Below are 25,219 nucleotides of genomic sequence, written 5' to 3' on the forward strand. Positions count from 1 at the left end.
GGTCAGGCGGCGATCGTGAACTATTGAGGCACAGACGTTTTAGTATCGTTGCCACCTGATGTTCCGGCAAGGCGCGGTGGTTCGCTCGCCGTGCGACACACCGGCTCCACTGGCATGATGTGCCGATGTATCACGTCCTGCCAGCCACTCCGGCGACCGTGCACTGGGGGTACTTCGACTCGGCTCTGCCTGCAGTGCTCGCGGTGAACTCGGGCGACCTGGTGGCCGTCGAAGCATTGACCCATCATGCCGGAGACGCGCCAGATCTCCTGATGGACGGCGAGATTCGAGCCGTCTTCGATCAGGTCTGCGATCGCGGACCGGGGCCGCACCTATTGACCGGTCCCGTCGCGGTCACCGGCGCCCGCCCCGGCGACGTGCTGCAGGTCGACATCTTGGAAGCCACTCCGCGCCTGCCCTACGGCTCCAATCTGGCGGCGCACTGGGGGTATCTCTACGACCTCACGGGCGCCGAACGCGTGACCGTCTACGAGCTCGACACCGCGGCGCTGAAAGGACGGGCGCTCTTTGGCTACGACTGGACCACGACGGCGCTGGCCGACCAACCGGGAACGGTCGTCGAACCGAGAAGCGTCACAAGAGAACCGGCGCTGCCTGGCGTCACGGTCGCACTGCGACCGCACTTCGGCACGATGGGGGTGGCACCGGCAACCCCCGGACGGGTGTCGTCAGTGCCGCCCGGCGACCACGGAGGAAACATCGACAATTGGCGAATCGGCGTCGGCGGCCGGATGTATTACCCCGTGAACGTCGCCGGCGCATTACTGTCGATCGGTGACCCACATGTTTCTCAAGGTGACGGCGAAATCAGCGGCACCGCATTGGAGGCGTCGTTGAACGGGCTGCTGCGCCTGACTGTGCGCCGCGACCTGCCGTTCACGGTGCCGGTGCTGGAGACGTCGACCGAACTGCTGGTCCATGGCTTCGGCGACAGCCTCGACGAAGCGATGCGTGCGGCGGCGGTGCGCGCGCTCGACCTTTTGCAGCAGCTGTACGGCCTCTCCCGCGCCGACGCGTACTCGTACATGTCGGTGGCGGTGGACTTCACTGTCACGCAGGTCGTCGATCAGCGCCAGGGCGTGCATGCGCGTATCGACAAGCGGTCCTTCACCGGCAAATGGGGGAGCGCGGCGTGAACGCCACGGGTGGTGGGATTCGCCCCTTCGCGTTCACCCCCGCTGACGGAGTTCCGCCGTCAGTGGCCCCTTTCGTGCACGCCACCGCTACCGGCGAGACACTGTACGTGACGGGCCAAATGCCGACGGACACAACGGGATCGGTGGTCAGTCAGGACATCGCCGCTCAGACCGACCAGGTGCTGAGGAATCTTCTGCGGGTGACACAGCTGTGCGGCGGGGGACTGGCCGATGTGGTCTCGGTGCGGGCATATCTCACCGACTGGTCCGAGTACCAGGCGTTCAACGCTGCGTATGCCGCCTGGTTTCCGGACCGGTTGCCCTCCCGGACCTGTGTCGGGGTGACCGGCCTGGCGGTCGATGCGCGCGTCGAAATCGACTGGGTGTGCTGGCGCAGCGGCGGCTGGGGTTCAACCTGAGGTTCGGGACGGCCTGGATCGGCGGCCCGCGGCGGCCGCTTGGTTCAGCACCCCATGATGAGAGAAGCGAGGAACACACCTGTTAGCACGACGTCGGCGGACTTCGCGTGGTGGCGTGACTGGCGCCCGGAATGGGCTCAGGCATATTGCGTGACGGCGTTGAGCGACACCACCGTCGAGCGGGTCCTCACCTCATTGAGCGCCACGAAGATCGACGTCGCGCACGGGTTCGACGCGTTCCACGCTCGCGCCGTTGAGGCCTACGATCCGGTCGAAACCCTCGTGGGACTCATCGGCGTGGGCGACGGCTGGGTCGTGATGGCCGAAGTCAACGGCTTCATCGGGGTGACCGAACGACTGATCGGACCGCTTTCCCCAGGGCGGACCATTGTCTCGCACTTCCGCAACGTCAACGCCGCCTACCGTTTTCATTGGTGGCTCGACGGAGCACTGCTCATCGATATCGACCTGTTGTTTCACCACGACAGATTCGGCGCCGACCCGGACAAGCTGCTCGCCGACATCGACGACGTGGGGGGTGTCGCTGAACAACCCCGACGGTGAACCCGCCGACGTCGACCATGACGCAGCCGGATTTGCCCTGATACAACGGATCACGGGCGTCGCATGCACAGCGGCGCTGTTCGAGCACGGCGAATTCACCACCGGTTGCGTCGCGACACCCAGCCCCGAGGACGAGCACCGCTACCGACACGCCCTGCACCAGACCTGGCGCAACCCGACCGCGTGGTAGGCGACGTCGGCTGCCGCGGGGCGGCAACGGCCAAGGCAACGCCGGCGGGGGAGCAGCGCGCACCGTGCGACTCCGAAAGATTCGCGGCGGCGACCACGTCAGGCTTGGCAAGAGCCCCTCTCGCTCCTGCTTGACGTGTTACGTTCCAGACTCTGTAGCGAACTGCGCTGCAGTTCCTGGGGGGGGTTGTGCATGCCAGCCGAGCGGCAGTTGCGGGCATATTCCTGGATGGCTGCGGGCGCCCTGGCATTGGGCATCGGCGCTGCGTTGGCCGGCGGGGAGGGTGTCGCTCATGCAGACACCACAGCGCATTCCCCGGGCTCACCCGGGCCGGCTCACCACCGAGCAGCGGCTGCGCCGTCGCGCGCGACCGCACAGCCCTCGAGATCGTCACAAAAGCCGCACAAGGCATCGGGTGCGCCTACGCGAGTGCGGGGCAAGACATCCAACACCACTGCCGCCGCTGACCAGGCGGGAACCGCGGACGCACAATCCGAATCACCGGTTGCGTCCAGGCAGAGCCGCAACCCGGCCGCAACATCGCGATCGATAGCGGCGTCCCGGAGATCATCGCCCAAGCCGCGCATCGCGTCCAATGCCATTACACGTCTGAAGGATAGGGCCATTCGGCTGGCCGCAGCCGCCGACGACACTCCTGACTTCGCGGCGAAGCTTGCCGCACAGGAGCAAGCGATCAAGGCGCAGAACCAGGCGATCGTGAACCGCGGTGCGTCGATTGCCGCCGACGAGAAAGAGTTCGTCGCCGAAGTGTGGAAATCCGTCAAGGTTGTCCAGAACTCGCCCGACGTCACTCCGCGATTCGTCACCGCGGAGATCTTCTACGGCACGACCTCGGGGGCGCTCTACGAATTTGCGCAGGTGTCGAATGTGGTGGCGCGGGGCCTCAACGTCGCCGCGCAAGGCGTCTTCACTCTTGAATCGGCGTTGGTTTCGCAATTTTCCGAGACGAGGCCGCGAGCAGCCGGCGTCATCTACGCGATCGCTGCACCGATTACCGGCATCCTCGGGACAGGGGCCAGCTGGGCGGGAGGAGCTTCAACGAAGTTCTATGTCACGGCGGGGGCGTATGAATCAAAATTAATCGAGAACGTCCCCTAGTAGGCGTCTATCGGCACGTCGAGCGGCCCAACGCCCATCGGGCACCGCTCGAGGACGTCAATGTGCACACGAATATGCAGCGTTCGAAAGAGAAGTCCGCATGGACCGGTCGTCATCGTGCTGTCGGCGAGGCTGACCTACTGATCGCAACCCGTGCTTCGCCCCTACATCGAGGGGCAGTTCGAGCTGGCCCTTGTCGGGTGCGCGCGGACATGGGGTTGCCGTAGGACGGATGATGACGTCGCATGCTCAATCGATGTGTCGTTCGGCTGATTTCACGCGGGGGAAATGATTACTCGGCCATCGGCGCCGCGTTTGCCGTTAACGGGAACGGGGCGGTACTCATTCTTTCCGCCCTCTCCTCCTTTACCGCCGCGCCGGCGGGGCCGGCGGCACGCGCGGGGCAGCCGGCTTAGGCGGGCGCGGTGGCCTGTTCGGGCGCGTTGCTGACGGTGAACGCGGCGCAAACGGAACCCGCGGGGCCGACGGCAGTACCGGCGCCGACGGCACCCAAGGACAAAAAGGCCGTGACGGAGCCGCCGGGAACGTCGGCACCGCCGGAGCGACCGGGAAATCTGGCGCGACCGGCGCCGCCGGTGCACCGTGGCAGGGTCGATGGCCCTGGCGGGCACCAGCACTCCGTGGCACACCGCACCGACCAACTTGTCGGCCCGCACGAAATCGATCACCTTCTTCTGCAGCACCGTGCTGTCGAGATACTGCCGCATTCCCTTGGCGTGCCCACCCGAAAGGTGTATCGCATCGAAATCGTCGGCTCGATCGCGCGATAAGTGATCGGCGACAAGAACGCTGCCGTCTGGACCATCTCGTCGTAGGCCACTACGGCTTCCTCTTGCGCCGGCAGAGGATGGAACCAGCCACTCGACAGCAGCCGCTGATCGCACGCAGGCACGCGCCCGTAATCGGTGGCAAAAATCACCTCACAGCCACTTTGTACGAATGCCTTCCACGATACGGCGGCTTCGGTGGTGTCGAAGTCGTTGTCCGGCAATGGCATCACGACGCGACGCCTTCCATCAATCATGAATGCCCCTACGTTTACGGGAGTCTCGAACCGCGGCGCTTCCTACGGGTAGCAGCGGCTTTCCAATTCGGGCAGCGATATCTACGCCAGATGGGCCGCCAGACCGGAGACCCCGGGAGCGACATCCGCTGCCAGCGTGTGCCTATCGGGGTAGTCGCCACCGTTTTGGCGGCGGAAGGGGGTGGGTGTGTCGGTGAACAGCCCCGTGAGCCGCTGCTCGAGCGCCTCCCGGGCGCGCTGAACCCCGTGATCGTCAAGAAACATCGCGCCATGCACAGCAAAGATCGGCAACACATCCATCCCGGGGTAGAACAGTGCGCCGTGCGTGAAGGGGAACAGGAGTTCTTCCAATGGGCCGTTGATTCCGCGGGGCCCGTAATCGGCGGCGGGCCCGCCTGCGGTCACTGAAACCAATGCTCGCTTTCCGGCGAGGATGCCTTCACCGAAGCGATAGGCGTTGGTTCCGTCCTTGTAACCATATGCGAAGTGGTACGCGTACACCCTGTTGACCCAGCCCTTGAGGATCGCCGGAACGCCGTACCACCAGATGGGGAATTGGAAGACGATGGCGTCCGCCCACAGCAGCTTTTCCTGTTCGGCTGCGACGTCATGCGTCTGGGAACCGGCGAGGTAGGCCTCGCCGGACGCCGAAACGAGGTCGAGTGGCGCCGAGCTGTCTCGGGACGGGAAGTCGTCGGCGTCGGCGACGGCTTTCCACTTCATCGCGTAGAGGTCTGATACCTGGACGTCGTGCCCTTCGCGCTGCAGCACACTGCGAGCGTGGTCACGCAGCGTTGCGTTCAGCGACGTCGGGTTCGGGTGGGCAAAGACGATGAGAACTCGCACTGATTCTCCTTGTGAAGCGCTGGGTATTCTTCTGCCGATCTGCGGCCCCGTTGACGCTATAGCGCAGCGCAGATCTCCGCGATGACTGACGAGCTCATTTATTTGTCTGATCGGATCGAAAACTCCGTTTCGTTGAAGCTTTCGGTAATACCCTCGAGCGATGGACACGTTGACCGACGTCCTCGAGCGGGCGTCCGTTCGCGGTTCGGTGGCTGCCAGCGTGGTCGCCGGGGGGCGCTGGGGGATGCTCATGGATGCAAATGCCATGCCCGGCGCAGCATTCCACGCGGTCACGGCAGGTGCCGCGTGTTTGTTGATGGACGGTCGTGGCCCGCTATCTCTTGTGTCCGGCGATCTGGTGCTGCTGCCGAGCGGCGCCACCCATGTGCTGGCCAGTGACCCCAGCGCTCCGGTGTTACCTTTCGACCACGACGGCGCGGCGGCAGCGGTCAGGGCCGGCGAGAACCTACCGGTGGGCAGTCAGCCGGCGGCTACGCGCATTTTGTGCGCGGCTTTCCGACACGATCCGGCGACGGCGTTCAATGCATTCGGCCTGTTGCCGGATGTCGTACACGTTCCAGCGCTAACAGCGCCGCCGCCTCTGCGAAGTGCGCTGCAGCTGCTAGGTGACGAGTTGGCTCACCCCGGGCCAGGTGCCAGCGCGGTCCTCGACCACATCGTGCACATCATGCTCATTCAGCTTTTGCGGGTTTGGCTCGAATCGAGTCGCGAGGCCGAACACCCGCCGTCTTGGCTACGCGGACTAACTGATCCTGTCGCCGCCGCGGCGCTCACGGCGATTCATCGTGATCCGGCGCATCCGTGGACGCTCGAAACTCTCGCCAGAACCGCCGGAGTTTCTCGTGCGACGCTCGTGCGCCGCTTCACCACGGAGGTGGGGTGCCCGCCGGCCGAATACCTGACGAAATGGCGAATGGAACTGGCCGCGAACAAACTTCGGCTCACCGCGCTACCGGTCTCACGTATAGCCCGTGACGTCGGATACACCTCGGAATATGCGTTCAATCGGACCTTCGCTCGGTCGCAGGGCGTTCCACCGGGCAGATACCGAACCGCGTTTCTTGCGGCGAGATCCGAGGTGTCCGCATCGGCTGAAAACTGACCCCTACATTGCTGTATCCCTGGCGCGAAAGGCACTGGATATCTTCCGTATCAAGAACGGTTGTATTCCTAGGGTCTGGTCAGGATGCAACTTCCTGTGAGTACAGCGTTTGATGTATCGTCGTCGGCGTGGAGACCTTGGTGCACACCGATGCGTTGGCCCGGTTCGGCTATGCCCTCTCCGATGCCACTCGCACGCAGATCTTGCTGACTTTGCGTAAAGCGCCGCAGCATCCCTCTGATTTAGCCGAGGCGATCGGGGTCTCGCGTCAGACGATGTCCAATCATCTGGCATGTCTGCGTGGTTGCGGGCTGGTGGTCGCGGTGCCCGAGGGTCGTAGGACCCGATATGAGCTGGCCGATTCGCGCATCGGGCATGCTCTGGATGATCTCCTGGGTTTGGTTCTCGCGGTCGATCCGTCCTGCTGCGCCGAGCACGGATGCACCTGCTGATGGCCTCCGAGCTTGGGCTGCCCAGTGTGCGCCCCACCCTGAGTAAGCAACGGCGCCAACTACTTTCGCGTCGGATCCGGTGGTTCGTGGCGGCGACGATCAGCTATAACGTCATTGAGGCCGCAGTAGCCCTCACCGAGGGCAGCCGGGTCTCGTCGACGGCGCTGATCGGTTTCGGCTTGGACTCGGTGATCGAGGTATCCTCCGCAGCGGCGGTGGCCTGGCAGTTCAAGGGAGCCGATCCCGAGGCTCGCGAGAAGGTTGCCTTGCGCATCATCGCGTTCTCTTTCTTTGGGTTGGCCCTCTACGTGACCGTCGATGCGGCCCGGTCACTGTTCGGCATGGGGGAGGCCCACCATTCGATCATCGGCATCGTGCTAGCTGGGGTCAGCCTCGCTGTAATGCCGGTGCTGTCCTGGGCGCAGCGTCGCGCCGGGCGTGAACTCGGATCGCTGTCTGCGATTGCCGATTCCAAACAGACTCTGCTGTGCACCTACCTGTCGGCGGTGCTGCTGGTGGGACTGCTGCTGAATAGCCTTCTCGGTTGGTCCTGGGCTGACCCGGTTGCGGCGCTCGTCATCGCCGTCATCGCCACCAAAGAAGGTATCAACGCCTGGAAGGGTGACACCTGCTGCACGACACCGCCGACGAAAGAAACTGTTGCAGCTCAACATGATTGCGAGTGTGTGACTAGTGGCCCGCGTTGGTTCTAGTGGCGCTGTGCTGTGGTCGGTTGATTGCGGGGTAGGTAGCCATTGGCACTGCGGATAGGAATAACAAGTTTACGAGTTGACATAATGTGGCTTATCGGTAGAAGTTCTGCGACGACAGGTCATTTGGCTCCACCCGGATCCGGCATTGCTTCCTGCGTGTCTGATCTTTCGCCCAAGGTTCGAGAACTACCTGCTGTTCCGCCCACCCAAGGCCTCCGTGCATGCACCTGCAGGCTTTTCGCGGGCGCACCCCCAGGGGCCGAGTCAAAAAGTCACGACCTACCTGATAGCGCCGGACAATTCGATCGACAGTCCAGAACTACCTGACAGCGGCGGACGCTCCGCGCCTTCGGGGTCCCCAACGTGAATCGTATAATTCGTCACTGTGACGTTATGTAGGTGATGTATCGACTACTTACCGGTGGTGAGCCGGTCCGTCTCAGGGCGAACCTGCTCGCCTCCCACCGCGCCGAAGCAGTCGAACTAGCGGTTCGACAGTCCCCCGCCGGCCCCTGGCTACTGGTGCAGCGTCGCGTTCACCATGCCAGCACTGCGCGGAATCTTGCCGCAGCTCGTCGACAACCTCGGCTCGTTCGCCACCGTCCCGCTCGGCCAACTAGCCGTAGTCCCCATCGCCGCTGCATTTTGCACCACCCATGTCGCGATCGCAGGCGCAATCCTGTGGGCCGTACTCACCCTCGGCGCACTCGCTGCTCCATCAGTGCGCAACCTCAAAGCCGCACGTTAAGCGCCGCCTATCGACGTGGTGCCGTGTCTCGTTTGTAGAGTTTCGAGGTCGATCACATCCTGTCTCAAATCTTCACGGCGTCGACGATGGTTCGGGCAACTTGTTCGGCGGTCGTGTCTTGGGTGTCGATGACGTGGGCCTCGGCGTGTAGCCAGGTCCGAGCCGCCTCGGCGTACACCGGCAGGTGGTCTAGACGGAAAGATGAGGGGCCCATCTCGATGTCGCCCTCGATGCGTCGGCGAAGTGTGTCCTGGTCGGCGTGAAGAACGAAGTGCTGTACAGGAATTCCATAGTTGGTGAGTCCTGAGTGGATTTCTCGCCAGTACTGCTCGATGAGCACCGTCATGGGAATCACCAGGGTGCCCGCGGTGTATTCGAGGACCCGGCGAGCGGTCTCCACAACGAGTGGCCTCCAGGGCGGCCAGTGCTGGAAGTTGTCGGTTTCGGGCAGCCCCGGCGTGATGTCCATCAAGACCTCTCCGACCGTCTCGGCGTCGAACACCCGTGAGTCTGACAGCAGCCTTTGCACCAAAGTGCTGGTCGTCGTCTTGCCGGCACCATGGGTGCCGTTGATCCACACAATCACACACCGACAGTAAGGCCACTGCCGATCCCGCGGACAAGGCGTTCGCCCTGCTAAACAAGGTGTGAGCTGCACGCGGCGTCTGCCACAATCCGGCAATGACACCTCCGCGCAGGGTTCTTCGCGCAGCGACTCCCGATGATGAATCGTTCGTCGGCGAGATGGCACGCCACGCCTGCGTCATCGAGGACCGGCCCCTTCCCGACCCCCGACGACGGTCAGGTGCTTGAGGTGCTCCCGCCTGCCGGGGTGACGCCGATCATCGCCGAGGATTGCAGCGGTACACGTCTTGGTGCGGTGTGGACCTATCACGGAAGCCTGCCATTGCGTTGCGACGCGGCGGGTGTGCCGCTACCCGAGCTGTGCATCGCCGTTGCACAAGGACACCGCGGTGTCGGTATCGGCCGCATGTTGCTCGACGCGCTCTTCGCTGATCTCGCCAAAGATCATGACGCGATGTGCACCAACGTCCACGTCCGCAATCCCGCCAAGCGCCTCTACGAACGCAAAGGTTTCCGTCCCGACGGACAAGGCAACGGGCCGCTAGGGCTCGCACTGATCAAACGTTTCCGATGACTGGCCTGTCTCGTTTCTAGAAAATGTAGACAGCTCAGTTCTTGTCTCGGCGTAGCAGCGAAAAATTGCGGTTGAGCGAACTTCGCCAGCTCATCGCAGGTGCCGTCTCGCCTAGATGCTCTTCAGTAAAGTCTGCGGTATGTCTCGGTGGCGGCGGCTCGCTCCGGTCGTAGGCCTGTTTTTCCTGGCGCCTTTCGTCGGGGAATTTGTGCTGGGCAACATCTCGATCGCCGGATTGTTCTACGGGATCGCCCTCGCCCCGATGTACGGCGGCGGCGCCGTCCTCATCCGAGAACTGGGCCGCCGCTACGGCAGCGGATGGCCCACCATCGCGCTCTTCGCCTGCGCCTACGCCCTCATTGAAGAGGGGCCGCTCGACCAGCTCCTGTGGAACGAGTCCTATCCCGGTGTCGGCGGCATCCACACCGCCACCTACGTTCCCGCACTAGGAACTAGTGTCGCGCTCATCCAAACGGTGCTGGCGCTGCACGCGGTGTGGAGCATCTGCGTCCCCATCGCGCTCGTCGAGACCCTCGTCGAGCCGCGACGCCGAGAAACTCCGTGGCTGAGCCCAACCGGACTCGTCGTCGTCGGTGCGATCTACCTTCTCGGTGCCGCCTTCGTGTTCTGGGGCAACTATCACGAATCCCATTTCTTAGGGCCCGCCCTACCGCAAGTCCTGATCGGTGCAGCAATTGCCACATTAATCATGGCCGCTTTCGCGATCCGGTCTCGACGGCTGCCCGCTGTCGGTTCCGACGCCCCGGCCCCTAGGCTGGCCGGGCTAGCGGCACTAGGCGCCACCAGCGCGTACTGGGCCGTCGCCGGCCTCGGTGGCGGCCGATGGCAGGAATGGGCGGGCGTCGCAATCTGGTGCCTGGTCGTCGGCGCCGGCATCCCCGTGCTGTCTCGGTGGTCGCGGCAACGCGGCTGGGATGCACAACATCGTTTCGGAGTCGCCGCCGGTGCCACGTTGACCTACGTGTGGATGGCTTTCCCCACGGTCCCCGTCGACGGAGCCTCCCCCTCTGTCGACCTGATCAGCAACCTAATCTTCGGTGCTGGCGCCATCCTTCTACTACTGGCAGCCCACAGAACATTGATGCGTGAAAGGCTCCGACCGCACGACGTGCGACCGGCCACACACGACTGCTGAACGGCTGTGGGGCCGTCTCATTTCTAGAGATCTGCGATCAATCACTTCCTGTCTCAGGTAGCGGGGATGGTGTCGCCACCTCGACGCCAGGGTTCCGTGGGGATGGGTCGGTCGATCTGCTCGCGCAGGATGTCTCCGTGTCCGGCGTGGCGGGCTAATTCCTGAATCATGGCCAGGAGAGTCCACCGCATGGTGACGGTCCCTTCTCGAGGGTTGTCTTTGGTGTCGTCCAGGTCGAATCTGGCCGCGATCTCTCGTGATTTTTGGCTGGCGCGTTCGAACTCGGCGATGACGTCGGCCAGCGATTCGTCGTCGGTCACCGCGAAGGTGCCTTCGTCACGGCGTGAGTATCCATCGCACTCGGATTCGTCCAGTCCCGCCCAGAACCTCTGAAACCAAATCCTTTCTGCCCCAGCGGCATGCTTGATCAGGGAGATGGGCGTTGTCAGCGATGCAACAAGTCGGAGTCGGGCTTGGGCTTCGGAGAGGCCGCGGGCAGTCTCGATGAGTGCCGTGCGGTTGTGGTCCAGTAGATTCTCGATGATCAACCGCTCGGTGCCGTTACGTATTTGGTTGTCGGGCATGGGATTTACTCACTTTCTTTTGTTCAGGTGTTGGACAGGGGTTTGGTGACACGGTGGTAGTAGGTGCCTCCTCAGGCGGTGAGTGGTTTCGAGGCGCTGCTCGCCGCGGCACGGCCCGTGGTCGCGCCGCGTCAGTTAACTGAGTCCGCTGCGTGCGGCTCTGTCGGTGCTGCGATTGGGGCGGCTAACGGCGATGTGTTCGTGGGTATGTGCGTGGACACTGCGTCATCGCTGGGTTTCTGCGCTGAGCATTCAGCCGCGGCCGCGATGCTTACCGCAGGTCAGAGCGAGATTGTGCGAATGGTGGCGGTGAACCGGCACGGCACGGTACTGGCGCACAGTGTGGGCGTTGCCGAGAGTTTGTCATCCAGCTCGATGCGGCCAACGCAAATACTCTCGTGATGATCGGCGTGGACAGCTCGATCGCGCTGCGAGAACTGCTGCCGTTCCGATGATCGTAGCGGGTAGCGGACCTGCTAACTCGACTCTCGATGCCCGCAGCATTGCACAGACAGTGGGAGTGTCTCAGTTCTGGAGAAACGAGACACCTCATAGGGGCGCACTGCCCTGCCGCATAATCGCTGGCCGCGGGCGGCCGGCTAACGCCTGATCAGGCCGCCGCCTACGTCCTGTCGTCGCCGTTGGTGTCTGACCGCGGGACAAAGCGGCGACGCCAACTGCAACAGGAAGTTCGGCTGGGTTGCCAAGGCCTCGAAGTCGTTTGGGAACCGGTCCCTGGCGGCGGGGACCGGTTGCGGTTCACCAAGAGGTGGCACGCGGAATCCGGACGCTATGAAAGCGTTGATCATTGCGTGTAAGGGCCGACACCACCATGTCATTGGAGCAGTCACCCCGCGAAAAGTTCATTCAAACGAATGAGTGTTGATCGCAGAGTAATTGGTCAGAGGATCCTGAATCATGTAGGCCAATTTCGACACCAGCCAGGATTGCGTCTCACCAGTCGCCGTCGCCGCACGGAGCGGTTGGTCCGCTTCAATCACCACACGGCGCCGGCGGTCTCGCAGCGCACCGAATCCTACTTATCCCCTAAGTCCTTTACCGCCTGCAGGCACCCGCGTTTGAGCTCCTTGGCTCGCCAGGTCCTCTTCGAGTCGCCTAATTTGATCTTGTCGATCAACGCCAAATTACACGCCGATTCGGCGTTGCCGCTGAAGGTGTAAAGGCTGACGGCGCTGTCGCGGCCTGCGGCGTAGCCCTCGTCGTACCACTGGGTCCTACCGTCGCCGGGGGCGAAAAAGCTGTACGCGACGAACGCGACGACGAGCACTGCGACCACCGCCAGCGCGATCGGGAGAATCCTCCGCGAGCGGGCGCGCTCCGGGCCGGGCGCGCCGGGGTAGCTGGCCCACGGCGACGATAGCTGCGCCGGCGCGACCGGGTGGCCCGGGTAGGACGCGGGTCGATGCGGCGGCGGGGTGTGGTGCTCGGTCCAGCGCTGCCCGTCCCACCACCTCTGTGCGCCTGTACCGGTGCCGTCGTCGTACCAGCCCGCGGGAGCGTTGCCGTGCTGTGTCACCGAGAAAGCGTAACCAGAAACGGACCACCTCTCGCGCAGAAGTTTCCACCACCGGCCACTACGGTGCGCCGGCGATCAGCGGGTTAGCCGATTGACCCGCCGCAACTCCAACGGCGACGGGGCGAGATGTGCTGCGGCAGTGAGCGAGTGCGTCAACAGCTTCTATGTGCTGAATGTTGAGTGTGAAAGCAGGGCGAAAGCTTCCCAGCTTGTCTAGCGCCACTCGCTGACTCGAGAATCCTGGGGCGGTTGTCTCGCGGCGACGGAGAATTGAGCGGCTCGATGACGAGGATTCCGTGCGATTCGGAGATGCCCATCATTGCCTGTTGGCGAGTGGTGCTGTGTCGGAGCCATTCTGCGACGTTGCGGTGCCGTTCGTGGCGTGGGGTTGAGGTGCGGGGGGCCTTTGAAGCGCGTCGAGGGCCGCTTTTTGGTCGCGGCGCGCGGCGCGGCCCGCGGCCCGACCGTGCTCTTTACGTTGGGCGCGCCGGTAGGCCCGTCGTTGCCTCAGCGTGGGCAGCGAATTGACGAGTTCTCGGGGGTAAGACACGTCGGTGCGAGTGCGGATTGTCGAGCGGATCCACGCTCGTTCGCTGCGCAGTAGCAGGAAAACGGCCGTGAGGAAGATGGCGAGGTTGACGCCCATTTTCACAACCATCGACACAAGACCGAGACCGCCCAGCAGCGGTGAGTCCCAGAAGAAGTGCATGAACATGGCGGCGCTTATCAGTAAGACGGCGGTAATTGTGCGCCGGCCCACCGACCAGGTCTGGCGTTGTGCGAATGTGGGTAGAAGGAGGAGCACTCCGACCGTCGCCAATGCGGTGTAGGCCCAGTGCGCGGGCACGGCGGTCAATGCCCGCAGCGCGAGGCTGATGAGAGCTCCGGCGATATCAGAGTCCAAGCTCGAAATCGCCTCGTCGACATTGTATTCGAGGTCTTCTATGATTCCGAAGCCCAGACCGACGAACATGCCCAGAAGCAGGGCGTGTGAGATGCGGTTGAAGACTGAGGACGCGAGAACCAGAATCACTGCAGCACAAAAGGCCTTGGCGGTTTCCTCGACGAACGGGGCGCACAGCGCCGCATCCCAAGCGGAGGCGATGTCGGGCGGCAGAACTCGGGACCACATCGTAGACAACGTGGCGTTGCCCTCGCGTGCCATGCCGATCGCCACGGTGCCACCGAGTGCGCAGCCGGCAGCGAGCACCTGTGGGTAGGCGCGCACGCTGCGGAAGGGGTCGAACCGCAGGAGCAGCCATACGAGGAATGCGGTAAACGCCAGCCATAACCCCGACAGCGCTGCCTCGGCGTTGATGGTCTCAGCGATGGAGGGGCCGTCGTGGACCACCAGCTCGATGGTCGAGGCGGTCAGCAGGGCAACGAATAGCCAGAACACAGCGGAGTCAGGCTGATACAGCGGTGGCCGCACCCGCAGGGTCGATGCGGAGATGTCGGCGGTCATGAGGTCTGCCTGGTCAAGGTGGAGGTGAGATCAGCCAGGGACGGGGCCGGCTGTGTCGCGTTGCCCAGGGCGATGACGGACACAATGACATCGTCATCGGCGAGGACGGCGCAGGTACCAAAACGCCCTGTCGTGACCGCGACGCAAGTGCTGCCCGTGAGGTTTCCGCCGCGGGTGGCGATGGTGCCGCCGTCGAGGACCGAAGAGATGCCGGAGACGTGGTGGGCGCGAATAAGCCGTTCGGTGACGGCGTCGGGTTCCCGTCCGTCGCGGTCGAAGATCTCGAGAATAGAGACAGCGTCGCCGTTGCGCAGGGTTGCGCTGTTGCCGGAGTTGTCGATGTCCCAGCCCGTGGGTGCTGTGATACTCACGCCTGCTCCCTGGTCGGTGAATATTTGCACGGTCGCTGTAGAGCGATCCGAGGAGGCTGTTACCGGGGGGCTTGGCACACTGGCTTTGACGATGTCAGGTATCGACACCAACACGATGTATCCGGCGACAAGGGCTGCGGCTGCGCGCTTTTGACGCATCGCTGTCATCGCCGTCGGATGTGGGGAGGTGTCTGCCAGACTGCGGCCATAATCTGATCCTTCTGTGTGACAGTGGGCGGAACTGGTGACGACGATGCCCCCGACACCAACCCCTCTCGCCAAACCCAATTCCCAAACCTCGTCGGCAGTCGCCCGACTCGGGCTCAGCACAGGCACATACGTAAGTCCAACAGCTTTGCTGACACATTTTGACAAGATTGCTCGCCGGAACAGACGCGTACTGCGGTGACAGCTGAACAGACAGTACATCTGCACGCGCGTGGTCAGCAACCTGTACTGGCATTTCGGTGTGATTCTTACGCGAGTTTATGGTGACCTTCTTGTATCTAGTTGCCAAGGAGTGGTTTTGAGGGTTCGGAGCCTCCTACGATTGTTGGCTCTCTGCAGGACTGACTTGTTCACACGCAATGCGGGTTCCGCGAGCGACCGTGCCCCGAAACCTAGCCGATCTCGGCGTGACATCGCACTATCACGCCAGTGACGAGATGCTCGGTAATGCCTCTCCCCCAATGTTTTTACTACCCGGTCAGCCCAGGCCCGAGATCGCAGCATCGCACCGGGAACTCTGCGCGCCCGAGAGGCCGCGCCGGATAGAAGTGCTCGCAACGTCCCTACCGCGCCAGAGTTGCGTCGGCCTTGGCGGGCGATGTCACATTTCGCCACTAGCTATTGGCAACACCGTCAGTTATGTTGATTCGGATTTGCCCAATAAGTGGGCAGTGTTAGCGGACACATCGTCCGCGGCAGGGAAAGGCGCAAAGGGCCCAGGATCTGGTGTTGATGAGTGCTCCGGCAGCTGTGTTAGGTCTTGGTGAACCGTCACACTCCGTCCGACACCCGACGTCGCCATCGCCCTGATGAGCGATCGCCGGCAAGGCTCTCTCGCCCTCGGCGGGCCCGGCGTTGATCTGACTCTGGCGTGCGTGTGATGAACCAGCCCAAAGTCGTTGAGGCGGCGCCGCTTTCTGCCGTGTGCTCCTCCCGCCTGCTGGCGACTTTTTCGTCACTGTGACGTATTGTGCTGCAGGGGTTGGAGACTGAATCTCTGCGGCGCGATCCCTGACGGCATAGCCTCACGACCTATGAGCGGTCCGAACACCACGCACTGGCCGAATCGGCCGGAACGACCATTCTGGTGGTTCAACGAATGGGGCCCGGGCGCTCCGTTCGCGAGCCTCGAGGACGAATCGAGTCGGACGTGTTGCATCAGCAGCATCCAGCTGTCCAATCAGGGCGGCGTTTCGTACTTCGACATCCTGATCAGTTGCGACGGAAACACGGAAATCATCGCGCGGCTTTTGGTGCCGCAAGCGGCTACGTTGTCAATCGCTTATCCGACGCCATTGGTCGTCGGCGGCGGTCGATCGCGATGGCAACTCAGCTTCGGCCCCCGGGCTGCCCAGGGCCTCTTCCAATCGACGTTCGTCGGTTACGACGCGGACACCGCAGACGAATCGGCGGCTCCCTGCACCGGCAGGAAGCCGCGCATCACCAGCGCCTGATTCCAGGGCTTGACGGGGGTTGGGCAACGCCGCGCATGGCGGATGGCCACAATGGGTTCCATGCAGGGGCAGCGATCGTACGGGGGTGTCAGCGGCGACGAACGAGCGGCCCGGCGGCGCCGCCAGTTGCTCGACGCGGGGCTGTCCATCTTCGGCTCGCGGGGCTATCGGACGGCGACCGTCCGTGAGGTCTGTCGCGAGGCCAAGGTCGCCGATCGGTACTTCTACGACGAGTTTCACGGCATGGAGGAACTGCTCATCGCCGTCTACACCGAATGCCTCGACCGGCTCGAGGCCGCGGTGGCCGACACACTCGGCAGCTCAGACGCCCTGAGCGAAAAGGTGCGCCCTGGCCTGGAATCCTTCCTGACAGTCGTCGCCGACGACCCTCGCCTGGCCCGTGTGGTGTGGTTCGAAGTCCTCGGTGTGAGCCCCATCGTCGAGCAGACGTACCTGGGTCGCATGGCACGCTTCGGGGAACTGCTGGTCGGCGCCTCGCTCCATCCGCTCGCTCTCCCCCGCGCGCTGGAACCGTGGGTCGGCAGTGCTCTCATCGGTGGGATCAGCCATGTCGTGATGACATGGGTGGCCGGCGGTCTCGCCGCGCCCCGCGACGACGTCCTGGATGCGCTCGAGATCTTCCTCGACAGCGTGGCCGCGAGGATCAGCCCCGAGGACACGTAATCTGAGTCACCTTCGGTAGACCTGCCCCGCGCAGCCGCTAATGTGATGACAATCAACATCACTTTCACCTCGGGGGTGAGTTCGATCAACGCAGATCTCCAGCAGCATCGCGCCATCATCATCGGCAGTGGTTTCGGTGGGCAGTGCGCGGCGATGACCCTGCGCCGACTCGGCATCGACGACTTCGTCATGCTCGAACGGCGCAGCTTCGCCGGGGGAACGTGGTGTCAGAACTCCTATCCCGGCGCCGCAGTGGACGTGCAGTCGCCGCTGTATTCCATTGCTTCAGAGCCGTACTCGTGGTCGCGGATGTTCGCCGAGCAAGCTGAACTGCAGACCTACACCAATCACGTTCTGGACAAGCACGGCCTGCGGGCAAAAATACGCACCGGCGCCGAGGTCACCGAGGCGCGGTGGATCGACAACGGCTGGACGGTCTCGACCGCCGATGGACGAGAGTTCCGCGGACGGTACCTGATCAACGCATCCGGTCCGCTCAGCACGCCCGTCGTTCCCGACTTCGCCGGCCGGGAACTCTTTGGCGGCAGGGCTTTCCACACCAACGACTGGGATCACACCTACGACCACCGCGGTAAGCGCATCGCGGTCATCGGCTCGGGGGCGAGCGCCGCTCAGGTCATCCCCGCGATCCAGCCCGACGCGGCAGAGTTGCACGTGTTCCAGCGCACACCGCATTGGGTCATGCCCCGCCACGACCGCGTGTTCACGCCCCGGCAACGCCGACTGTTGGGAAACCGCCTCGTCCACAGGATCGTCCGCACCGCCATCTACTGGGGCCTCGAGACGAGAATGATCGGATTCAAGTACTCGCGCTGGGCGCTCAAGAAAGTGGCCGAGGACAAGGCACGCGCTCTGATCGACCGACAGGTCACCGACCCCGCCCTGCGCGCCGCCGTGACCCCCGTCTACACCATCGGCTGCAAGCGAATCATCCTGTCCAACACGCTCTATCCCGCCCTCGGCGCACCGAACACCACCCTGCACGACCGTACTGACGGGATCGACCGGATCACCGAGACCGGCATCGTCACCACCGGCGGTCACCACGTTGATCTCGACCTGATCGTGTGGTCCACGGGATACGACGCCACCGACGGGGTCATCTCCTATCCGGTCGTGGGGGCGCGTGGCGTGAAGCTGACCGACCTGTGGCAGGAGTTCCCGCGCGCATATCTCGGCACGACGATGCCGGGATTCCCCAACTTCTTCGTCGTCACGGGACCCAACACCGGAATCGGCCACACGAGTGCGGTATTCGTGATCGAAGCGCAGATGGAGTACATCCGGCGCGCGATCGCCGCGGTGGAACGCACCGGGGCGACCACGATCGAGGTCACCGATACTGCCGAGAACGACTACACAGCGATGGTCCACCGCGAGATGACACGGACCGTCTGGCACACCGGCGGCTGCCAGTCCTGGTACAAGTCGAAGTCCGGCCACGTGATCGCGATGTTCCCCGGCTTCTCGTTCACCTTTCGCCGGCTGGCACGCCGGTTTCGGCCCGAGCACCACATCATCCGATGACCCGCTCCGAACGTATCGATCTGAGCGCATCGGTCGCCTTGGTCACGGGTGCCGCCGGCGGCATCGGCGCGGCGGTGTGCGAAGAATTGCACCGCCGCGGCGCGGCGGTCGTGCTCGTCGACCTGGAGCAGGACCGTGTCGACGCCGCTGCTCGCCGCCTGGGCGCCGAGCGGACCCTCGCCCTCGGCGCCGACGTGACCGACCCCGATGCGATGCTCACCGCGGTCGCCGCCGCCCGAGACACCTTCGGCGCCCTCGACATCGCGATCGCCAACGCCGGGATCTCGAGTGGCGCACAAGCATTCACAATCTCCGGCGCTCCAGACGGTGTCTTCGAACGGGTCATAGGTGTGAACCTGCAGGGGGTGTGGAACACGGTTCGGTCCAGCCTGCCTGCGGTGATCGACAGCCGCGGTCACATCCTGCTGACCTCGTCCACCTACGCCTACGTCAACGGCTTGGCCAACGCGCCCTACGCGGCGTCCAAGGCTGCCGTCGAATCGCTCGGTCGGTCCCTGCGGACCGAACTCGCCGCGTACCGCGCTTCGGCAGGCGTCCTGTACCCGGGGTGGATCGCCACCCCCATCGCTGACGTCGCGTTCGGCGGTGACGAGATCGCCTCCGAACTCGTGCACCGCGCCACACCGTCTCCCCTACGCAAACCCATCGCGCCGCAACGGGTTGCACGAGCCGTGGCCGACGGCATCGAACGGCGGTCGCCCCGTATCCAGGTGCCCCGACGCTGGATCCCGGTGGCGGCGCTGCGGGGTCTGGTCAACCCGCTGTTCGACCTGCGCATGGAACGAGATCAGGGCATCGCCGAACGGGTGCGTCGGCTCGACGAGCGCTGAGACTCGATCAGGCCTTGTTCGCCGCGAGCGCGGCTTCGATCCAGTTGGAGAACTCGCACGCCAGGTGCCAGCGATGGCCACGGATGACCGTTCCGATCATGGCCAGGGGGAATTCGACGAGAAGACGCGCGTGAATGCCGTCGGGAGTGTCTCGAAACTGGTGACGAACGCCGCCGATCGGCTTGCCGTTGGACCCGACCGCCACCCCGTCGAGCCGATAGGGAAATGCCGGGTCCACGGGTGTGGTGATGGAGGAGACGTCGCCGTAGTCGATGTCGAAAAGTGCGGTCAACGGGCTGCCCCCGTTGGTCTCCAGCACCTCCTGCCTGCCTCCGACGAACCGGAGCACGAAGTGGTCAGGACACGCACGGACCAGCTCGTACTCGTTGGAGGAAAAGGTGATGTCGTTGAACCATGCGGTGAACTGCTCAGCCGAACCCCCTGGCACGAACAGCTCGGTCATGCACAGGCGCCGCCGACCGCTGAGACTGGCCAGCACGGTCGCCATCCGGTTCGCGATCGTGGCGTTGCGGGTCAGGCGCCGGTGTAGTTCATCGTTGCCGAGCGCCCGCTTGATCTGAACGAACTCCTCGCGGCGGGCGGCCACCTCACCGGGCGAGGGTGCTACCACTCCGATCTTCTTCGCTGCGGCGTCGATTCGCCTGTCTTCCCATGCCAGTACGTCAGAACGCGAGAACTTCTCACCGCCGATATTCGCGGCTATCGCCAATTCGGCCACCGGCATCACCAGCTCCTTAACGCTATGGTGTCTAGCGTTAGAAACTGTAGGTCACGCCGGCATGCCCGTCAACGTCCGCAACCTCAATGCAGACACCGCAGGGCGGCCTCGAGTCAGAAAGGATGCAGGCGTGGACGGATCGAGAAATCCGCGGCGACGCCCAGGCGGTCGGTCTGCCCGCGTCCAGGATGCTGTCGCCCAAGCCGCCCTGACACAATTGCTCGACGTCGGCTATCAGGGGCTCACCATCCGCGGCGTCGCCCAGGCCGCCGGTGTAGCAGAGACCACGGTGTACCGCCGCTGGCCTACCATCAACCACCTCACCGCAGCCGCACTGCTCAAGCTGACGCAGACCGATAACCCGTTGCCCGATACGGGAACCCTCGACGGCGACCTTCGCGCGCTGCTGACGCAGATCGTCACACTACTGAACAGGCCTGAAGTGCTGCGCGTGGTTCGAAGTGCCGCAGCCATCGATCACGATGAGGACGGCTCGGTGAAGGCTGGAAAGTCCGCATTCTTCGACGCACGCTTCACTGACGCCAGGCTGATCGTCGAACGGGCGATCGACCGCGGAGAGATCGCGAGTAACACCGACGCCCACCTGCTCATCGAGGCACTGGTCGCGCCGTCATACATGCGTGCGCTTCTGGAGAATCGCCCGCTCGACGAGGAGCTCGTCGATTCGTCGGTCCACATCGTGCTGGGCGCACTTCAGTCGGTGGGCATCCCCAAGCGGGCGGACTCACCGTAACCACTGCTGCACCGACGGAAACTCTTACCGGCCAGTACTCGGCCCATCGAGACCCGGACGCACCCGACGACGACGGCCCCCGGGCAGGTTCGACTTCGATGACGCGGTGCCCTCGTCGTCATCCGCAACAGAGGTGATCGACACCATGCTGCGCCGTTACCCGGACTTCGGCAACCGGTACACGCTGATCGCGGCAGCGTCGTCGCAGTACCCCTGACGTCAGCGCCGCTTGACGGGGCGTTCGATGAGCCGAACGTCGACATCCGCCACGGCCGTGCCGTCTTTACGCCGGAAACCCGCGATCACCGGTTGGTTCGTCGACGCCTCGACGAAACGGTGGCTCGCCCCCTTGGCGGGATCGCCATGCCGGTAGGCCCACTGCCCGATAGCGGCAAGCACCACACCGAGGTCCCGGCCGGCCGCGGTCAGCTCGTAGCGACTACGGGTCCGATCCCCCGGCTCGCGATACTCCACCTGCTCGAGCACCCCCGAGGCAACGAGCTCACCCAGCCGCGCGCTCAGGACGTCCGAGGCAATGCCGAGCTGTTCGCGGAACTCCGAGAATCGGGTCCGGCCGAGCATGGCCTCGCGCACGATCAGTACCGCCCACCGCTGTCCGATCACCGCCATGCCTCTGGCGATCGGGCAGGAATCGTCCAGCCACGGGTCGGTGCGCATCGTCACATCCTAGGCGGTGAACGCCTGCAGCTCTGACGATGTCGGCGGGGTTCTCACACGACTCGGATGTCCGTGAGCTCGATGGACACCACCAGCTGATCCGGAATCGGATTGTTGTGTTCATCGCGAACGTAGATCATCCGTCGCGCCGGTATGACGATTCCATCCACACGTTCGAAGTCGGACACGTAATGCGCTGCCGGAGAGCCGCCGGCGATGTCCACCTGATAATCGCGCCGACGGATCAGACCCTCGTCGTCGACGTAGAGCACCTGATGCGGGCTGTGCGTGGCGAAGGAGTCGGGGTAGGTGACGTGCAGTCGCCGCCACACCTGATGGCCCTCGACCCAGTCCGTCCCCTGTTCGATGACGACACCCGGCACCGTCAGATTGATCGGCTCGGCCAAGTAGGTCCACATCGCGTAGCCGGTGAAGTATGCCAACTGAAGTGCACTCCAGGGTGTTTCGAGGGTGTGGCCGTCGAAGGAGCTTCGCGGGCCGTCCAGCGACTCGAGGGTCGGGCCGTCGATGCGTTCGATCGCCACCCTGTCCGGCGTGTAATCACTTCTCAAGTCGTCACCGGTGAACGGCCGCAACGATGTGTGCTGCCGCTGAACCCACACGGTGACCTCACCGTCCTCGACGATGCCGGCGACATGCTTGAGACCCCAGATGGCACCGCCGAAGTGCTTGCACGCGCAGATCGCGGTGACGTCTGCCCAGCGCTGCGCGCCTCCGTAGGCGTCCACGATGTCGTCGATCAGTGTGTGCACGGAAACAGCGTGACAACCCAGGGCAGCGTCGGGCATCCGTCAGATGACCATGCAACTGGGTTTGCCATGCCAATCCAGGGGTGCTACGGTCGCACCGTGGCGCTCGCGTACACGGTCGATCGTGTTTCCGGGATGATCGGCCGCGCCGAGGAACTCGCGACGATCACCACCGCGGCTCATGACGCACAACGGCGCGGAAGCGCCCTGGTGATCGAGGGTGAGCCCGGCATCGGGAAGACGACGCTGCTCGCCGCAGCGGCAGAGTTAGCGGGCGACAACGACTTTCGCGTCTTGTCCTGCGCGGGCGTCCAGAGTCAGGCATCTGTGGGATATGCCGGGATTCACGAGTTGGTGCACCCGATTCTCGAGCATGTCGAGGCGCTTCCGGCGCACCAGAAGGCCGCTTTGCTCACCGCCTTCGGGCTGGCCGAGGGGCAGTCGCCTCCTCCGTTGCTCGCAGGGGTGTCGCTCCTGGGCCTCATCGAGGAGGCGGCAGCAGAGCGACCTCTACTGCTGCTCGTAGACGACGCTCAGTGGCTCGACGAATCCTCGTTACATGCCGTGACATTCGTGGGACGACGGGTGAGCGCTGCGTCTGTACTGCTGTTGTGTGCAGCGCGGTCCCGGTTCGACGACCGCATGCCGACCCTCGCATCCCTACCGCGGCTACCTCTGGGTCCGGCCGACGATACGACGTCGGCGGCACTTCTCGCCCGCGCGGCGGGCGATCACCCACTCAGTGGGACTGATCGGCGCCGGCTGCTCGATGAGGCAGCCGGAAATCCCTTGGCCATCGTCGAACTGACCAAGGCCGTGATCTCGCGCGGACGTCTCAACACCGTGGCGGCTCGAACACCGTTACCGACGACGCGGCGCATCGAGGCGTCATTCGAAGATCAGCTCGCCGCCATCCCGAGCGCCAGCCGTCAGCTGCTCGCACTGATCGCAGCGGCCGATCACAGCGGCCTCGGCGAATTGATCGAAGCCGCAGGCCACGTGGGGCTCGATCACGGCGACGTCGACTCGCTCGAGCGGGCTGGATTGGTGACGGTCGGCGGCGGCGAAGTGCACATCCGCCACCCACTGATTCGGACAGTGGCATATCGGTCGGTCGGGCTCTCCCGGAGATCGGCATTCCACCATGCTCTGGCCGCCGCGGCCGCGGATCCGATGCGCGCAGCATGGCAGCGCGCCGCCGCCGCCTACGGGCCCGACGAGAACGTGGCCGCCGAGCTCGAATGGGCCTCGTTTCAGGCGCAGAGCCGCGGCGCCAGCGCCGAGGCCGCCGCCGGGTGGCGGCGAGCCGCGGCCCTCTCCCCCGGCATCGACGAGCGGGTCCGCCGGCTGGTGCGGGCCATCGAACCCGCATACCAGGCGGGCCTCACAGACGAGGCGATCGACATCCTCGCCGAGGCCGAACCGCTCGCCACCGATCTCGACGACCTGTTCACCATCGCTTTCGCCCGTTTCACCCTCGGCGTGACCACCGGTGCGGGGGCGCCACGCGTCGCCGACCTGCTGTCGCTGGCCGACCGTCTCGGCGAGTCTCCATCGCCCGCACACCAGCGGGCCGAAGTGCGATTGCTCGCCGCGGCGGCTGCCCACTGCCGCTTCCACGGGTCGTCAGATGGGGACAGGTCGGCAGTCGCTGCCCGCCTGCGCGCCCGTGACCGCCCTCGCGAACCCATTGTCGACATCGCCCTGGCGACGATCTGTGACCTCGAGGAGGCACAGCGTTTCCGTGGCGACGCCGGCCGACTGCATGCGAACGTGGCCGACGATCTCACCGCGGTGATGTCGATGGGCCTGGCCGCGGAGTCGGTGTCCGACCTCGAGACGGCGCAGCGCTGTTGGACCACTGCGATCGGCCTCGCGCACGACATGGGTGCGCCTGCCATCGAGTGCGAAGCACTGCGCGGTTCCGCTCGTGCCCACCTGGTCGCCGGACGTCCCACCGAAGCATTGATCCACGCACAGACGGCGCTCCGGTTGGCCACCGATGCCAACCTGCGCATCAGCGTCGGCGCGGCGGCCGCGCTCGTGGGCCGCGCCCACGTGTGGCGCGGTGACGTCCGGGCGGCGCAGGAGGCCATACACGTCGCCCGAGAACACCTGTCGGCCGGCACGACGCTGATGTGGCGAGACGAACTAGCTTGGACGCAGGGGTTGCTCGCGCTGTCGACGCACGACCACGAGCTCGCCTTCGCGGAGCTGTCCCAGATCACGAAGGATCGAGGTGCCCGCCGATGGTCGATCGCCGATCTCACCGAAGCCGCCGCGGCAGCAGACATCGTTGACGTCGGTGCCACCGATCTGCTCGACGAAACCGAAACGCAGGCAATGATATTGGGCTCAGCCCACCTTGACATGCTGGTGCGGCGGAGCCGGGCGATGCTCGCCGGCGGGCACCCAGCTGCCGAGGGCCACTTCGAATCCGCGCTCCAGCAGACGGAAGCCGCTGAAACCGCCGCTCTGGAGTACGCCCGCACCCACCTGGCGTACGGCGAATGGCTGCGCCGGCGGCGACGAATCATCGACGCCCGTGTCCAGCTGGCTGCGGCGCTGCGCATCTTCGAAGCCCGCGGCGCCCAGATGTGGGCCCACCGTTCGCGCGCCGAGCTGCGCGCCGCCGGAGTGAACCTGGCCGGCCCCCGAGCAGAGAGGCAAGGTCCGGACTTGACGCCCCAGGAGCTGCAGATCGCTCGCCTCGCCGCGTCGGGGTTGACCAACCGCCAGATCGCCGACCAGATCTACGTCTCCCACCGGACAGTCGCCGCCCATCTCTACAAGATCTTCCCGAAGCTCGGCATCACCAGTCGTAATCAGCTGCGGGACAGTGTCGGTGGCGAGCACATCACCTGA

General features: G+C 64.4%; 28 protein-coding genes. 17 read left to right on the forward strand and 11 right to left on the reverse strand.

The annotated features are described in order from the left end of the window. Window positions 1-125 precede the first annotated feature (125 nt). The 5 genes from ACZ50N_RS14335 (at window position 126) to ACZ50N_RS14355 (ending at window position 3,449) form a co-directional block, all read left to right on the forward strand. A complete protein-coding gene (locus ACZ50N_RS14335) occupies window positions 126-1,157 on the forward strand; it encodes an acetamidase/formamidase family protein (protein WP_464473118.1) in 1,032 nt (343 codons plus the stop codon). After that, on the forward strand, window positions 1,154-1,576 hold the full coding sequence (locus tag ACZ50N_RS14340; protein WP_464473119.1) for a RidA family protein: 423 nt from the start codon (window positions 1,154-1,156) through the stop codon (window positions 1,574-1,576). Before ACZ50N_RS14335 ends, ACZ50N_RS14340 begins: the two co-directional genes overlap by 4 nt. 57 nt (window positions 1,577-1,633) lie before the next feature. After that, window positions 1,634-2,140, forward strand: a complete 507-nt coding sequence (locus tag ACZ50N_RS14345) for a DUF6461 domain-containing protein (protein WP_464473120.1) — start codon at window positions 1,634-1,636, stop codon at window positions 2,138-2,140. Continuing rightward, window positions 2,115-2,330, forward strand: a complete 216-nt coding sequence (locus tag ACZ50N_RS14350) for a DUF6461 domain-containing protein (protein WP_464473121.1) — start codon at window positions 2,115-2,117, stop codon at window positions 2,328-2,330. Before ACZ50N_RS14345 ends, ACZ50N_RS14350 begins: the two co-directional genes overlap by 26 nt. A gap of 429 nt (window positions 2,331-2,759) precedes the next feature. Further along, window positions 2,760-3,449, forward strand: coding sequence for a hypothetical protein (locus ACZ50N_RS14355; RefSeq protein WP_464473122.1), 690 nt, complete (start codon window positions 2,760-2,762; stop codon window positions 3,447-3,449). Between the two features lie 275 nt (window positions 3,450-3,724). Here ACZ50N_RS14355 and ACZ50N_RS14360 read toward each other — a convergent pair whose 3' ends face one another. The 3 genes from ACZ50N_RS14360 to ACZ50N_RS14370 form a co-directional block, all read right to left on the reverse strand. Next, window positions 3,725-4,207, reverse strand: coding sequence for a type 1 glutamine amidotransferase family protein (locus ACZ50N_RS14360; protein ID WP_464475645.1), 483 nt, complete (start codon window positions 4,205-4,207; stop codon window positions 3,725-3,727). Then, entirely contained in the window at window positions 4,135-4,467 is a 333-nt protein-coding gene (locus ACZ50N_RS14365) for a type 1 glutamine amidotransferase domain-containing protein (RefSeq protein WP_464475646.1), read from the reverse strand. Before ACZ50N_RS14365 ends, ACZ50N_RS14360 begins: the two co-directional genes overlap by 73 nt. A 108-nt stretch (window positions 4,468-4,575) precedes the next feature. Next, entirely contained in the window at window positions 4,576-5,340 is a 765-nt protein-coding gene (locus ACZ50N_RS14370; RefSeq protein ID WP_464473123.1) for an NAD(P)H-dependent oxidoreductase, read from the reverse strand. Window positions 5,341-5,500: 160 nt separating this feature from the next. Here ACZ50N_RS14370 and ACZ50N_RS14375 point away from each other — a divergent pair, with 160 nt between their 5' ends. The 4 genes from ACZ50N_RS14375 (at window position 5,501) to ACZ50N_RS14390 (ending at window position 8,376) form a co-directional block, all read left to right on the forward strand. Further along, window positions 5,501-6,463 (forward strand): AraC family transcriptional regulator, encoded by a 963-nt coding sequence (locus tag ACZ50N_RS14375; RefSeq protein ID WP_464473124.1) that lies wholly within the window; start codon window positions 5,501-5,503, stop codon window positions 6,461-6,463. A gap of 128 nt (window positions 6,464-6,591) precedes the next feature. Beyond that, the gene (locus ACZ50N_RS14380) at window positions 6,592-6,915 is read left to right on the forward strand and encodes an ArsR/SmtB family transcription factor (protein WP_464473125.1); all 324 of its coding nucleotides are present in this window, start codon (window positions 6,592-6,594) and stop codon (window positions 6,913-6,915) included. Next, entirely contained in the window at window positions 6,915-7,628 is a 714-nt protein-coding gene (locus ACZ50N_RS14385; protein ID WP_464475647.1) for a cation efflux transmembrane domain-containing protein, read from the forward strand. Before ACZ50N_RS14380 ends, ACZ50N_RS14385 begins: the two co-directional genes overlap by 1 nt. Before the next feature lie 541 nt (window positions 7,629-8,169). Further along, complete coding sequence (locus tag ACZ50N_RS14390; protein WP_464473126.1) at window positions 8,170-8,376, forward strand: hypothetical protein; 207 nt, start codon at window positions 8,170-8,172, stop codon at window positions 8,374-8,376. A 64-nt stretch (window positions 8,377-8,440) separates the two neighbouring features. Here the strand turns inward: ACZ50N_RS14390 and ACZ50N_RS14395 are convergent, their stop codons facing one another. Then, a complete protein-coding gene (locus tag ACZ50N_RS14395) occupies window positions 8,441-8,956 on the reverse strand; it encodes an AAA family ATPase (RefSeq protein ID WP_464473127.1) in 516 nt (171 codons plus the stop codon). A gap of 252 nt (window positions 8,957-9,208) precedes the next feature. Between ACZ50N_RS14395 and ACZ50N_RS14400 the strand changes: the two genes are divergently transcribed. Together ACZ50N_RS14400 and ACZ50N_RS14405 are read left to right on the forward strand one after the other, a co-directional pair. After that, window positions 9,209-9,535 (forward strand): GNAT family N-acetyltransferase, encoded by a 327-nt coding sequence (locus ACZ50N_RS14400; RefSeq protein ID WP_464473128.1) that lies wholly within the window; start codon window positions 9,209-9,211, stop codon window positions 9,533-9,535. A 139-nt stretch (window positions 9,536-9,674) separates the two neighbouring features. Continuing rightward, window positions 9,675-10,691, forward strand: coding sequence for a hypothetical protein (locus tag ACZ50N_RS14405; protein ID WP_464473129.1), 1,017 nt, complete (start codon window positions 9,675-9,677; stop codon window positions 10,689-10,691). A 53-nt stretch (window positions 10,692-10,744) separates the two neighbouring features. Here ACZ50N_RS14405 and ACZ50N_RS14410 read toward each other — a convergent pair whose 3' ends face one another. The 4 genes from ACZ50N_RS14410 to ACZ50N_RS14425 form a co-directional block, all read right to left on the reverse strand. Next, the gene (locus ACZ50N_RS14410) at window positions 10,745-11,275 is read right to left on the reverse strand and encodes a DinB family protein (RefSeq protein ID WP_464473130.1); all 531 of its coding nucleotides are present in this window, start codon (window positions 11,273-11,275) and stop codon (window positions 10,745-10,747) included. 1,036 nt (window positions 11,276-12,311) lie between these two features. Next, entirely contained in the window at window positions 12,312-12,812 is a 501-nt protein-coding gene (locus ACZ50N_RS14415; RefSeq protein ID WP_133414108.1) for a DUF2510 domain-containing protein, read from the reverse strand. Window positions 12,813-13,128: 316 nt separating this feature from the next. Beyond that, window positions 13,129-14,277 (reverse strand): PrsW family intramembrane metalloprotease, encoded by a 1,149-nt coding sequence (locus tag ACZ50N_RS14420; protein WP_464473131.1) that lies wholly within the window; start codon window positions 14,275-14,277, stop codon window positions 13,129-13,131. Beyond that, window positions 14,274-14,648, reverse strand: coding sequence for a hypothetical protein (locus tag ACZ50N_RS14425; protein ID WP_052764966.1), 375 nt, complete (start codon window positions 14,646-14,648; stop codon window positions 14,274-14,276). Before ACZ50N_RS14425 ends, ACZ50N_RS14420 begins: the two co-directional genes overlap by 4 nt. A 1,262-nt stretch (window positions 14,649-15,910) precedes the next feature. Between ACZ50N_RS14425 and ACZ50N_RS14430 the strand changes: the two genes are divergently transcribed. The 4 genes from ACZ50N_RS14430 to ACZ50N_RS14445 are packed head-to-tail and all read left to right on the forward strand — an operon-like array spanning window position 15,911 to window position 19,413. Beyond that, window positions 15,911-16,330, forward strand: coding sequence for a hypothetical protein (locus ACZ50N_RS14430; RefSeq protein ID WP_464473132.1), 420 nt, complete (start codon window positions 15,911-15,913; stop codon window positions 16,328-16,330). A 60-nt stretch (window positions 16,331-16,390) separates the two neighbouring features. Beyond that, the gene (locus ACZ50N_RS14435) at window positions 16,391-17,014 is read left to right on the forward strand and encodes a TetR/AcrR family transcriptional regulator (protein ID WP_277243737.1); all 624 of its coding nucleotides are present in this window, start codon (window positions 16,391-16,393) and stop codon (window positions 17,012-17,014) included. A 45-nt stretch (window positions 17,015-17,059) separates the two neighbouring features. Beyond that, on the forward strand, window positions 17,060-18,562 hold the full coding sequence (locus tag ACZ50N_RS14440) for a flavin-containing monooxygenase (RefSeq protein ID WP_464473133.1): 1,503 nt from the start codon (window positions 17,060-17,062) through the stop codon (window positions 18,560-18,562). Beyond that, window positions 18,559-19,413 (forward strand): SDR family NAD(P)-dependent oxidoreductase, encoded by an 855-nt coding sequence (locus ACZ50N_RS14445; protein ID WP_464473134.1) that lies wholly within the window; start codon window positions 18,559-18,561, stop codon window positions 19,411-19,413. Before ACZ50N_RS14440 ends, ACZ50N_RS14445 begins: the two co-directional genes overlap by 4 nt. Window positions 19,414-19,420: 7 nt before the next feature. Here ACZ50N_RS14445 and ACZ50N_RS14450 read toward each other — a convergent pair whose 3' ends face one another. Continuing rightward, window positions 19,421-20,158: a hypothetical protein gene (locus tag ACZ50N_RS14450; RefSeq protein ID WP_464473135.1), complete on the reverse strand. Its 738-nt coding sequence runs from the start codon at window positions 20,156-20,158 to the stop codon at window positions 19,421-19,423. Window positions 20,159-20,282: 124 nt separating this feature from the next. Between ACZ50N_RS14450 and ACZ50N_RS14455 the strand changes: the two genes are divergently transcribed. Further along, complete coding sequence (locus tag ACZ50N_RS14455; protein WP_464473136.1) at window positions 20,283-20,906, forward strand: TetR/AcrR family transcriptional regulator; 624 nt, start codon at window positions 20,283-20,285, stop codon at window positions 20,904-20,906. 219 nt (window positions 20,907-21,125) lie between these two features. On the opposite strand, the gene ACZ50N_RS14460 is transcribed toward ACZ50N_RS14455, so the two are convergent. Together ACZ50N_RS14460 and ACZ50N_RS14465 are read right to left on the reverse strand one after the other, a co-directional pair. Further along, window positions 21,126-21,584 carry a winged helix-turn-helix transcriptional regulator gene (locus tag ACZ50N_RS14460; RefSeq protein WP_277243744.1) on the reverse strand — a complete coding sequence of 153 codons (459 nt, stop codon included), beginning with the start codon at window positions 21,582-21,584 and terminating at the stop codon, window positions 21,126-21,128. 53 nt (window positions 21,585-21,637) lie between these two features. Further along, a complete protein-coding gene (locus tag ACZ50N_RS14465) occupies window positions 21,638-22,357 on the reverse strand; it encodes a hypothetical protein (protein ID WP_464473137.1) in 720 nt (239 codons plus the stop codon). Between the two features lie 96 nt (window positions 22,358-22,453). Here ACZ50N_RS14465 and ACZ50N_RS14470 point away from each other — a divergent pair, with 96 nt between their 5' ends. Continuing rightward, window positions 22,454-25,219 carry an ATP-binding protein gene (locus tag ACZ50N_RS14470; RefSeq protein ID WP_464473138.1) on the forward strand — a complete coding sequence of 922 codons (2,766 nt, stop codon included), beginning with the start codon at window positions 22,454-22,456 and terminating at the stop codon, window positions 25,217-25,219.

It is taken from the genome of Mycolicibacterium obuense (genome assembly GCF_055397605.1).

Bases quoted from the DNA above. Each gene is read 5' to 3' on its own strand.
- ACZ50N_RS14335 (WP_464473118.1), top strand. From the start codon at position 126: ATGTATCACGTCCTGCCAGCCACTCCGGCGACCGTGCACTGGGGGTAC.
- ACZ50N_RS14345 (WP_464473120.1), top strand. From the start codon at position 1,634: ATGAGAGAAGCGAGGAACACACCTGTTAGCACGACGTCGGCGGACTTC.
- ACZ50N_RS14365 (WP_464475646.1), bottom strand. From the start codon at position 4,467: ATGCCATTGCCGGACAACGACTTCGACACCACCGAAGCCGCCGTATCG.
- ACZ50N_RS14375 (WP_464473124.1), top strand. From the start codon at position 5,501: ATGGACACGTTGACCGACGTCCTCGAGCGGGCGTCCGTTCGCGGTTCG.
- ACZ50N_RS14385 (WP_464475647.1), top strand. From the start codon at position 6,915: ATGGCCTCCGAGCTTGGGCTGCCCAGTGTGCGCCCCACCCTGAGTAAG.
- ACZ50N_RS14390 (WP_464473126.1), top strand. From the start codon at position 8,170: ATGCCAGCACTGCGCGGAATCTTGCCGCAGCTCGTCGACAACCTCGGC.
- ACZ50N_RS14405 (WP_464473129.1), top strand. From the start codon at position 9,675: ATGTCTCGGTGGCGGCGGCTCGCTCCGGTCGTAGGCCTGTTTTTCCTG.
- ACZ50N_RS14410 (WP_464473130.1), bottom strand. From the start codon at position 11,275: ATGCCCGACAACCAAATACGTAACGGCACCGAGCGGTTGATCATCGAG.
- ACZ50N_RS14420 (WP_464473131.1), bottom strand. From the start codon at position 14,277: ATGACCGCCGACATCTCCGCATCGACCCTGCGGGTGCGGCCACCGCTG.
- ACZ50N_RS14430 (WP_464473132.1), top strand. From the start codon at position 15,911: ATGAGCGGTCCGAACACCACGCACTGGCCGAATCGGCCGGAACGACCA.
- ACZ50N_RS14435 (WP_277243737.1), top strand. From the start codon at position 16,391: ATGCAGGGGCAGCGATCGTACGGGGGTGTCAGCGGCGACGAACGAGCG.
- ACZ50N_RS14440 (WP_464473133.1), top strand. From the start codon at position 17,060: ATGACAATCAACATCACTTTCACCTCGGGGGTGAGTTCGATCAACGCA.
- ACZ50N_RS14445 (WP_464473134.1), top strand. From the start codon at position 18,559: ATGACCCGCTCCGAACGTATCGATCTGAGCGCATCGGTCGCCTTGGTC.
- ACZ50N_RS14450 (WP_464473135.1), bottom strand. From the start codon at position 20,158: ATGCCGGTGGCCGAATTGGCGATAGCCGCGAATATCGGCGGTGAGAAG.
- ACZ50N_RS14460 (WP_277243744.1), bottom strand. From the start codon at position 21,584: ATGCGCACCGACCCGTGGCTGGACGATTCCTGCCCGATCGCCAGAGGC.